Source organism: Neisseria sp. Marseille-Q2251 (assembly GCF_940793045.1).
Taxonomy (GTDB): Bacteria; Pseudomonadota; Gammaproteobacteria; order Burkholderiales; family Neisseriaceae; genus Neisseria.
Window position 1 is genome coordinate 1 of the sequence record NZ_CALNWV010000082.1, and the last position, 2,298, is coordinate 2,298.

The 2,298-nt window shown below is 43.9% G+C and carries 2 protein-coding genes; both read right to left on the bottom strand.

The features are described from left to right. Window positions 1–356 precede the first annotated feature (356 nt). Window positions 357–806, bottom strand: coding sequence for a hypothetical protein (locus tag AAG834_RS13640; protein ID WP_146736908.1), 450 nt, complete (start codon window positions 804–806; stop codon window positions 357–359). Window positions 807–821: 15 nt separating this feature from the next. Further along, window positions 822–2,298, bottom strand: a 1,477-nt coding sequence (locus tag AAG834_RS13645) for an RHS repeat domain-containing protein (protein WP_342032443.1), incomplete at its 5' end; no start/stop codon positions are given.

Genomic DNA, 2,298 nt, shown 5'->3' on the forward strand with positions numbered 1-2,298 from the left:
GCAAACTGCTGACGATATTGAATGCCCGGATGCGTGATTACTTTGCCGAAAATGGTATCCAAACGGCTTGATTTGAGTTTTTGTATTTTTGCCCGACGGGGTGAAAAATACAGTTGCTACGCTTGCTGTGGGTCAGGTTGCCGGTGCGGTCGTAGCCGTAGCTGCGTTTGACGGCGGTTTGGCTATAGCCCGCCGCTACTTTGGTTTTGCCTTTGCCGCCTTCGGTCAGGTCGTTGAGGGGGGCGATTTACCTTTTCAGACGGCCTTACTGGAACATTGGGTCTCAACCCACCCTAGGACGACTATTTGAATTTCTGTTTAACCATAATTAATTAATATTCAATACAGAATTAAATTTATTTATCAAATGCGGTTGGATCAAAAACAGAGATATATTTTATATTCATTTTGATAGCTTCTTCGAACGGAGGGTCATCTTCAGAAACTTCCAGTGCAATTCCTTCAATGATTTTTGAAAAAAAAGCTTCTTCACATTCATCATAATAGAAACCTAAATTAGAATTTAAGATATCATTGATAGGCATTCCTATTTTAATAGTTCTGAATTTGCCTTGATATCCTTCTAATGCAGAAATTTTGTAAATTTCTCCTGAAGTAATATCTACGTTAATTTCAATTGGGATATCAGTAAATATATATTTGCATGAATAAATATTAGTTTGAAAAAAATCTAATTTTCCATTTAAATTATATTTATTAATAATACTGGAGTAATTTTTAATATTGTCTTTTAATCTGATTCCCCCTAAACTCTTTGCGGGGATAATTTCATCATAAATATTCATTATCAACCTTTCATATTATTCTGCAGGAAATCTTTGTGTTCCACCTTTACCAGAAGATACTTTCCAATAAGGAGCTCCCCCATAATGCCTAGGACTCCCTGGGTGGTATTGAATGTAACGATCAGTAAATTCATTACCCCGTGAATTTAATTCTCTTAATGTAAATCCTTTATTGTCTCCACGAGTTTTACGCATTACGTCTTGCTTCCATCCTTTTGGAGTGCCTCCAATTTCTTTTAAAAATGTTTCTGGAGTATGCCCTTTTAAAATATTAGGATTTTCCATTACCTCATCAATATTTTTAATTGGCACCTTACCTTTTTTTAGTGCTTTTTTAGCTTTTTCACCGCATTTTCCAATGCACTGTTTAACAGCCTTTCCCCCTTTTGCAATGAGTTTACCTATTCCTAAAATAATAGTTACACCAATGCGAATTACTAGTCCCCAAAATAATCCATAAGGATCAATCCATCCCTGTGCATTGGGTGTTGATCCATATAAATTATCTCCCCCGCCTAGTCCAATCGGGTCCTGATTCACAAACCGACCCACATTAGGCTCATAATACCTAAAGAAGTTATAGTGCAACCCTGTCTCACGGTCGGCATACTGATTTTGCAGGCGGAACGGCTGGTATGCACTATCCGTTACCTTGGTTTCCTCTTTCAGACGACCCCAGCCGGTGTAGTTGCCGAACCACAGCAAATTGCCGTCCTTATCGGTCATCTCTCTTGGGATGCCGATTTGGTCGCAGTGGAAGTAACGGGTTTGTTGGCGGCTTTCGTCTTCTGCGGTTGCCCAGTCACGGACTTGCGCCAGCGGTTCGTAGGAATCCGGGGCGGTGTAGATATAGGTATATCTGCCGTCCGGGTAGACTTCCTGCAGTAAATGGCTGCCGTCCCAAATGAAGCGGGTTTCATCTTCGAGGTCGTTCCCGCTTAAATCATGCGAGAATGACGTTTCTGAAACTTCTTCATTTTTCAGACGGCCTTTACCTATCCTTCTGCCCAAGGCGTCGTAAGTGTACGCCCAAGTTTCTTTCGTGCCGTCCTTTTTGAAGATTTCGGCTTTAACCAGTTGGTCGTACAGGTCGTAGAAATAGTTCTGCACTTCGCCGTCGGCGAGTTCGCGGTGGATGAGGTTGCCGAGCTCGTCGTAGTAATAGGTCGTGCCGTTGTAGGTTTTCAGGCGGTTGTCGGTGATGGGATTGAAGTCGGCTGAAAGTGGCGCAGCCGTTTTGCCCTCTCCCCGACCCTCGCCCACGGGAGAGGGGGTAGGGTATGGTTTAACCTTTTCCGTCGGGATATCGAGGATATTGTGCGCGGGGTCGAAGGCGAACAGTTCGTTGCCCGCTTGGGTAATCCGGCCCAGTTTGTCGTACTCGAACTGGGTTGTGCCCGTCCGCTGGTCGGTGCTGTGGGTCAGGTTGCCGGTGCGGTCGTAGCCGTAGCTGCGTTTGACGGCGGTTTGGCCATAACCCGACGCTACTTTG